The organism is Limnospira sp. PMC 289.06 (genome assembly GCF_032350395.1).
GTDB classification, from domain to species: domain Bacteria; phylum Cyanobacteriota; class Cyanobacteriia; order Cyanobacteriales; family Microcoleaceae; genus Limnospira; species Limnospira platensis.
The window spans coordinates 1-7,978 of sequence record NZ_JARPLC010000171.1; the positions used below are offsets into that span (position 1 = coordinate 1).

A 7,978-nucleotide genomic window follows, 5' to 3' on the forward strand; every position below is an offset into this window, starting at 1 on the left:
GGGGATGCCAAATTGACGGCGGTGGGGCGGGTTTATTTATATCCTGGTGGGGATGCCAAATTGACGGCGGAACCCGCCCCTACAATTAATAATTGTCAATTATTAAATTAATTTTTGCTTGAGTTGCTGTAATTTTTCGGGGGTCAGAATTACTTTAACATCCAATAATTGTGCCTGGTCTCTAAATAGTATCATTAAGCCATTATTGCCAACAGCAATATGAGGATTTTCTAGGTTTACAGTGTCATATTTCAGTTCAGGAATACTAACTTTAAGCACCAGTTGCTGTTGAGATTGAGAGAAAATATAAAGCTGTTGGTGGTCAATGTCAAGGAATAATTTTCGGGGGGTGATACTACGTTGGTCTGCGCTGTTTGGTTTACTCCAAAAAATGGTGATTCCCCTAATTTCGGGGTTACAAATAACAAAATTTTCGTCAAACTTTTGGGGTTCCCAGTTTAACTGACTGGGGTCGGTATCCTCTGCCATAAGTCGCTGTTGCCAGTCGATTTTAATATTCTTGAGGTTAGCCCACCATTCTCGGATAACTTCCAGGTTATTGGCATTATCAGGGTTGCTGCTGCCGGACTCCCAAATAATTGTGGTATCCATGTTAATTGTCTCTAGTTGAATTTAATATTAGTTAGATTGTACAACCTGGATATGCACTGATTGATGAATTTGCCGATTGTTTTTCATCCTGACTATGTAGCGCCCTTGCCACCAGGACACCGTTTTCCGATGCCGAAATTTGGGTTACTTTGTGATATGTTGCTAGAAGAAGGGGTAATTAGGCGATCGCAACTTCACCTACCCAAACTGCCACCCACTGAGTGGATCGAATTAGTCCACCACCGGGACTATGTAAAGGGTTATTGTGAGGGTACATTAGACCCAAAAGCCCAACGTCGCATAGGTCTCCCCTGGAGTCCGGCATTAGCCCAACGGACTTGTATCGCGGTGGGAGGGGCGATATTAACCGCTAAATTGGCATTATCTCACGGTCTCGCCTGCAACACCGCCGGAGGGACTCACCACGCCTTCCCTAACTATGGATCTGGTTTCTGTATATTTAATGATATGGCGATCGCTGCCTGTGTCATGCAAAAATTAGGACTAGCCAAAAAAATCCTGATTGTGGATCTTGATGTACACCAGGGGGACGCAACGGCGGTAATTTTCCAAGATAACCCCCATGTGTTTACCTTTTCAATGCACTGTCAAGCCAACTTTCCGGCTAAAAAACAAACAAGCGATCGCGATATCCCCCTAGCTGTGGGTATGGAAGATGAAGAATATTTGCAAATTCTAGCCAGTCATTTACCGGACTTACTTACGGAATTTCGCCCGGATCTAGTGATCTATGATGCAGGGGTAGATCCCCATATTGGCGATCGCTTAGGAAAATTAGCCCTAACTGACTCTGGGTTATGGCGGCGGGAAATGCAAGTTTTGTCCACCTGTGTGGGAATGGGATATCCGGTGGCGGGAATTATTGGCGGTGGTTACTGTGAAGATATGCAGGGCTTGGTTTACCGCCATTCCCTGCTACACCGCGCCGCTACGGACGTTTATCGCCAGTATCGCCTGTAATTGGATCATAGTAATAAACTGAAAATATGATGATGATAAATTATCTGTTAGGGATTTTTTGCGGGGTTGGTTTAGGTGCGGCCTGCGGGTTTAGAATATTTGTACCCCCGGTAATTTTAAGCACTGCCGCCATATACGGCGATTTTGACCTACCCCCTGACTTAGAGATTTTGGGGACCGAGACGGGGTTAATAGCGGTGGCTACTCTGTTAGCTGTAGAGGCGATCGTCTATTTTATGCCCGGAGTAGATCACGCTTTAGATATCCTGGAAGCACCGATCGCTATGGTGGTGGCTACTTTGATTGTAGCTGCATTTTTACCAGAGATGGAACCTCGGTGGATGTGGACAGTCTCTATAATTTTGGGGGCTGGATCAGCCGGAATTATTGAGATGTTAATGGGTATTACCCGTGTGGCCTCTACTATGGCAACCGGAGGCTTGGCTAATCCATTGGTATCCACAATGGAGTTGCTCTGCGCTATGATCTTATCAGTATTGGCGATTTCTCTGCCTATATTGGGGGCGATAACAGTGGCGATCGTACTGGTGTTGGCAGTCCAGAAAATTTTGAGACGTAATTGGCAGCGATCATAAGTTTCGATATAGGATTTCCCCCCCCCAAAGTTGCCCCAGTTGCGGATGGTTTGTAAATGGCGATCGCCCCTGTTAAAATGGTAACAATGTCTCCAGTGATGCAGTGGCTTAGAATTGCTGTCAGCTAATATCAAAAAACCGACAGTGGGACACAACTACTATGAAACTAGAATCAAACGCTGACATTTTAGCCCCTCTCAAAAATAACATTTTATTTGATAAACTACCTCCCAAAGCCCAAGAATGGGCGGAAAGTTTGCCTTGGGAACAGCGACGCTATTTACTATCTTTATGTTATATCTTCTGTGCTTCCCAACCCGAAAAGCAAGCACAATTTTTAGATGATTATACCGCCGATGGCTTAGTGTCTAAATTACTGGAAGATATCGACTCAATTAATCGCATTCAAAGATACTTTAACTGGTTTAAAGTCACTACACCCTTAACGGAAGTCGTCCTCAGAAAATATATCCGTCAGTTCTATATACACTCCGCCCAAGATGCTAGATGTCAGCCAGATATCTACTTGGAATCAGCTTTAAAATTAGTAGTCAGCACCAAAGAAAAAGAGAACGTTTTTAATTATATTGTCGGCTTTGAATTGATTAAAATTATGTTCAAAATGAGTTGGCAACAACACGAAAGACTAGCGAGATTGCAAAAAAACCAGGATGAATTCATCAAAAAATATATTAAACCTATCCAATATGCTCACCGCCTTAATCGCCTGGTTGTGCCTAAAGATGAAAAAGTCTTTTTTGCCAAACGGGATTATTTTGTGAAAGCACCGGAGGTAAGTCATGCCAAACTGATGGCTTTAATCATGGCCACTTTTACCACTGACCAAATTGTTGACTGTGGCTTTTCGGTAACTAGACATATCCATGCCCTCGAATTTGATTATGACTATATTTTTAACTTTTCCGAATCGGAAAGTATTTTTCCTTGGAACTCCGAATCAATGCTAGAATCTAGTTAACACTCACTCCCTAGACTCTATCCTAGTTTACGTTAATCTAAATTAAGTGAGGCACAAAAGTGTTACTACCCAAAGGCTTTGAAGTGGAAATGTACACGGGTACACCCCAAGGGGATATAGTAGGTTTTTCCGATAAGATAGTCAAAAATCTTGATGGGTTTGTCCGAGAACCAGATACTCGTAATGTGGAGTATATAACCGCCCCAATTTGCAGTTACGATCGCTCCCTTTGCGCTTTAGTAAAACCTCGGCAACAATTGCGACAATACCTGCACCAACTTGGCAACTACACCATTATACCAGGTAGCACCCTGTCTCTGGGCGACAGTCGGCGCTTTTACCGTTCTGACCCCAACAACCCCTATCATGCCTACATTCAGGAAACCTACGGAACTGATGTAGTTACCGCCAGCATCCATATTAACATCGGTATTGATGATCCGGAAGTGCTAATGCGTGCGGTGCGCCTAGTGCGAGTAGAAGCGCCATTGTACCTAGCCCTCAGCGCCTCCTCTCCCTTTTTGGACGGTAAACCCACGGGCTATCACTCCCATAGGTGGCATTTGTTCCCCAAAACTCCCCGCCACGTTCCCCTGTTTGAAAGTCATTCTCATTATATCCAGTGGACTAATGAACAACTCGAAGCTGGATCTATGAGAAATGTGCGACACCTGTGGTGTTCGGTGCGTCCTAACGGTGTCCGTCGCCCCTACAGCCTCAATCGCCTGGAATTAAGGATTTGTGACCTAATAGTGAATCCCATAGCCTTGCTGGCGACTACAGCCCTCCTAGAGGCGAGGTTATGGCAACTGATGGAGACTCCCAACCTAGACCCCCTGGAATTGAGTAGCCTACCAGCCAACACCCGCAATCAGGAATTAGTGGCGATCGCAGATGCTAATGAGGAAGCAGTCGCCCACCGGAGTCTCGACGCTAACCTGAGACACTGGAAAGATGGCAGTAGTATTTTAGCCCGCGATTGGATCGAAAATCTCTATGCAGAAGTGTGGCCACTGGCTAAACAGCGCGGTTTTAGCTGTTTTCTGTCTCCCCTCAAAAAGATTCTGCGGGAGGGAAACAGCGCCGGACAGTGGCTTAAACAGTATGAAAGTGGCATGGATACCCGCAGTATTATCAAAAAGGCGATCGCTGATGCTTATGAACAGGAACAGGAACTTGAAGATAAATTATGTCAATTACTGGTTACCTAGTGGGTTAATGCAAAAGACCTATTAATATATCTTATGTCCCCAGCCGGGGAGGAAATATAAAAAAAAGCTATGGAAATGTGGCTTTCCCCTCAGAAGTTGGGAATGATATAGTATTGACTTCTGGCAGCTAAATTCCTGGCTATTTCATGCGATCGACTATGCCCCAACTCGTTCTAGTTAATCCTCAAATCCCCCAAAATACAGGGAATATTGCCCGCACCTGCGCGGCTACCCAAACACCATTGCATCTGGTGGGTCCCCTGGGATTTGAAATTAGCGATCGCTATCTGAAACGGGCCGGACTAGACTACTGGCCCTATGTACCGCTGAAATACCATACCCATATAGAGGATTTCCGAGCCTTTCACCAACCATTAGGGGGCCGCTGGGTCGGATTTAGCGCCCGTGGAAAACAGAATTATGTGTCCTTTCCATTTCAGGAAAATGATTGGCTGCTGTTTGGTAGCGAGACAGAAGGGCTCCCTCCAGAAGTTCTAGCCCTCTGTCAAGCTACCGTCTACATCCCCATGTCTCAACCCAATGTCCGCAGCCTGAACCTCTCCGTTAGTGCCGCTGTAGGATTGTTTGAAGCCCGCCGACAACTAGGTTTGCTGGCTTAATCTCTGCCCCCAAACATAAGTTTTGATTATATCCTACTGGAGGAGTAGCTCTATGTCTTCCGATAGATTTTTGTGATAAATCAAAGGATGTCTGGGTGAGAGGGTAAAGTCGGCGTAAGGATTGATATATAAAGTTGTTGGGTACTTGAGTATATTATTCAAACCACCCGGCTACAGTTGTTAACCAACAAAACACTGGTCTGAGGGCATTGTGTTTTTGGAGGTAGATGGTGTAAAGTCTGATTCGGGATCAGCGGATTCCCAATCTGCATTTCCTACAAACTGTCTTTTATCTATGACATAAAGGGAATTGCTAGATAGTTAACTCACACTCTCAAACTTGGGGTAATTGATGGGTAAAGGTGGCTTGTCGAAATTCAAAAAGCAAGGTAATCTGACCTAATCAATATGGCTGGCAGTGGTGGGCCTCATGTAATCAGCATGATAAATATCACTTATCAGTTACTGTAATCGCAGGTTCTGCTTAAAGCCGTGTTAAATACAGATAACTGAGGAAAACCAGCCCCAAGGTACAGTTTAAGCGCTTCTCCATAGGAGGTCGTTCTTTGAAAGGAACAGTTCCACACAACAATCAACCTGTTGTTACGGGTGCCAATGAGACAGATATGAACTTGGAAACTACACAACAGGTCACAGTCCCCAGTCGGAGCCGGGTAAAAACCTCTGCTGCGTTCTTGGGTTTAGCGATTGCATCAGGTCTTCTGTTTCCCGAAGGGGGTAGTGCTGCTACTGAGTCACTAACAGCCGATAGCACCAAAGCCATGCAGTCTTCTTCTAATCAAGCTGCATTTAATCAAAACGGCGACTCAGTATCTGATTCATCAGATTGGCAACCATCCATTCTGCGAAACCTGACAGAATCTAATTCTAGGTCTATGGGTTCGACAACCCCAGTAGAACCAGCAGCAGTTATTGACCATCAGGAAAACGAGACTCAAGCCCAAGAGCAAGCCCAGCCAGGGTCTGTGGTTGTCTCGGAACCGTCTTTATCAAAATCTGAAGACAAACCTTTCCCCAATCAGTTTGACACCATCGAAAGGGTGGGGGGAAATAGCCTTAGCGGTTCAGACTCCTATAGCTCTAGCTCTGATGTTACGGAAAATACTGCCCCTAGCCCTCGTTTTTCTCAACCTTCCCAGGTTAGCAACGCGGTGAGGGAGACAATTAGGGAAACTGACATCAGTTCCTTTAATCGGGTTCCGGGTACGTTGGTGATTGACTCTGACCCCAATCAGTCGGTTTCGGTGGTCTATAAGGTCAGCTCAGGAGACACTATCGATCGCATTGCTGAAGCTCACGGGGTCTCAGTCAATGATGTGATTAGAGCTAATAATTTGACTGACCCTCACTTGATTAAGGTTGATCAAGAACTGAGGATTCCTAAACGTTTGAATAACTATCTGACATCCCCAAGAGATAGTTACACAGCAGATCACGACTTAAACAACTCCAGAGTTGATTTGGGAAGAACCCAAACTACTACTCCTAGCCACAGAGCATCTACTAGCGACAATACTCCGGGAGCTTCTGTGAGACTACGTTTGAGTCAAACTGTGACTCCTACGGTTCTCCCGTCGGAAATATCTGGCGATATCACTAAACCTATGGGCCTGAAAGTGGATTTGGGCGATCGCTTGGGTACATCAAATGATGGCGGCGATCGCATCTGGCCCAGAAAACTCTCTGAACTCAGTCAACAAACCCCTGTCATAGAGTCTAACTATACTGATAACTCAACTACAGCTTCACGAAAGGATCTATCAACTAGTGGTGAGTCCCAACCCAGTAGTAATGGGGAATTTAGTCTTGCTGATGCTGAGGAGAGAAGGCTTACCCCTCTCAATCGCCGCCACAGCAGCAGTAGACTCTATAGCGATCGCCTGAGAACTGAGATTGAGCGACTGCGAAACGAGTACCACGCTCAACAGTCTCAACCCACCTATTCCTATCAAACTGTCAGCTTTTCTCAGGAACCAGAAGAATTAGCAATCGAAGCCAAGGCGGAAAAAGCCGAAACCGCTGATCAGGTTTTCGCTGCTACTGAACCTAACCCCAGACGACTACAACGGATTAATCCTCAGTTTAACCCCAGAGCCGACGAAGATCAAAGGAATCTCTATGGGGAAAATCCCTTAGACGGGGCTACTCAAGAGATTTCCCGCCGCCCGGAACCAGGTTCTGAGGATAGCCCCAACTCATTGGTTGCTACTGCTCCTATGGGGGCTAGTGCTTATGACCCACTTCATAACCCTACCCTGGGTCGCATTGTTTCCCCGGATTTGCCGCCACTCCTTGGCCCGGATGCTTACCTACCGGGAGGCTCCACAAGGTTTACTGGCTATATTTGGCCAGCCGAGGGAATTTTAACCTCCGGCTACGGTTGGCGTTGGGGAAGAATGCACCGAGGTATTGATATTGCCGGTCCGGTGGGTACTCCCATCTTAGCAGCCGCTCCGGGAGTGGTTATCTTTTCTGGTTGGAACAGCGGTGGCTATGGCAACTTGGTCGAATTAGAGCATCCTGATGGCAGTGTTACCCTTTATGCTCATAATCACCGGATTCTGGTGAGCAAGGGTCAGAGAGTTACCCAGGGTCAGCTAATTGCCGAAATGGGTAGCACTGGGTTTAGCACAGGTCCTCACTTGCACTTTGAAATTCACCCCACCGGAAATGGGGCTGTCAATCCTATGGCTTTGTTGTCCAGGGATTAATGATCAATTCTTGGCTAAGAACGGACTTAGGTGGTTGCTCCCCTGGTCTGTTCTTCCCTTTGACGGGTTGAAAATTTTTTTTGGCGATCGCTTGCCATATATAAGGAAAACGTGCTATATTTATAAATCGTTGAGAAACAAGGCTCTGTAGCTCAGTGGTTAGAGCAGGGGACTCATAAGCCCAAGGTCGCAGGTTCAAATCCCGCCAGAGCCATTTAACTTAAACCCTTATCCTGACTACTATCGT

The 7,978-nt window shown here is 45.9% G+C and carries 7 protein-coding genes and 1 tRNA gene; 7 read left to right on the plus strand and 1 reads right to left on the minus strand.

The features are described from left to right. Positions 1-102: 102 nt before the first annotated feature. Positions 103-612, minus strand: a complete 510-nt coding sequence (locus P5674_RS21960; protein ID WP_006616959.1) for a hypothetical protein — start codon at positions 610-612, stop codon at positions 103-105. A 63-nt stretch (positions 613-675) separates the two neighbouring features. On the opposite strand from P5674_RS21960, the gene P5674_RS21965 reads away from it, so the two are divergent. From P5674_RS21965 to P5674_RS21995, 7 genes are all read left to right on the plus strand, one after another. Then, positions 676-1,593: a histone deacetylase family protein gene (locus P5674_RS21965; RefSeq protein ID WP_006616958.1), complete on the plus strand. Its 918-nt coding sequence runs from the start codon at positions 676-678 to the stop codon at positions 1,591-1,593. Positions 1,594-1,619: 26 nt separating this feature from the next. Further along, positions 1,620-2,189 (plus strand): DUF4126 domain-containing protein, encoded by a 570-nt coding sequence (locus P5674_RS21970; protein ID WP_014276707.1) that lies wholly within the window; start codon positions 1,620-1,622, stop codon positions 2,187-2,189. A 160-nt stretch (positions 2,190-2,349) separates the two neighbouring features. Further along, the gene (locus tag P5674_RS21975) at positions 2,350-3,168 is read left to right on the plus strand and encodes a hypothetical protein (protein ID WP_006616956.1); all 819 of its coding nucleotides are present in this window, start codon (positions 2,350-2,352) and stop codon (positions 3,166-3,168) included. Positions 3,169-3,227: 59 nt separating this feature from the next. Then, positions 3,228-4,379 carry a glutamate--cysteine ligase gene (gene gshA / locus P5674_RS21980; protein ID WP_006616955.1) on the plus strand — a complete coding sequence of 384 codons (1,152 nt, stop codon included), beginning with the start codon at positions 3,228-3,230 and terminating at the stop codon, positions 4,377-4,379. A 158-nt stretch (positions 4,380-4,537) separates the two neighbouring features. Further along, positions 4,538-4,999, plus strand: a complete 462-nt coding sequence (locus P5674_RS21985) for a tRNA (cytidine(34)-2'-O)-methyltransferase (RefSeq protein WP_006616954.1) — start codon at positions 4,538-4,540, stop codon at positions 4,997-4,999. Positions 5,000-5,565: 566 nt separating this feature from the next. Next, positions 5,566-7,731 carry a LysM peptidoglycan-binding domain-containing M23 family metallopeptidase gene (locus P5674_RS21990; RefSeq protein ID WP_014276708.1) on the plus strand — a complete coding sequence of 722 codons (2,166 nt, stop codon included), beginning with the start codon at positions 5,566-5,568 and terminating at the stop codon, positions 7,729-7,731. Between the two features lie 141 nt (positions 7,732-7,872). Beyond that, a tRNA-Met gene (locus P5674_RS21995) sits at positions 7,873-7,945 on the plus strand. Positions 7,946-7,978: the final 33 nt, after the last annotated feature.

Excerpts from the sequence above, each read along its gene's own strand:
- P5674_RS21960 (WP_006616959.1), bottom strand. The coding sequence starts at position 612 with ATGGATACCACAATTATTTGGGAGTCCGGCAGCAGCAACCCTGATAAT.
- P5674_RS21965 (WP_006616958.1), top strand. The coding sequence starts at position 676 with ATGAATTTGCCGATTGTTTTTCATCCTGACTATGTAGCGCCCTTGCCA.
- P5674_RS21970 (WP_014276707.1), top strand. The coding sequence starts at position 1,620 with ATGATGATGATAAATTATCTGTTAGGGATTTTTTGCGGGGTTGGTTTA.
- P5674_RS21975 (WP_006616956.1), top strand. The coding sequence starts at position 2,350 with ATGAAACTAGAATCAAACGCTGACATTTTAGCCCCTCTCAAAAATAAC.
- P5674_RS21985 (WP_006616954.1), top strand. The coding sequence starts at position 4,538 with ATGCCCCAACTCGTTCTAGTTAATCCTCAAATCCCCCAAAATACAGGG.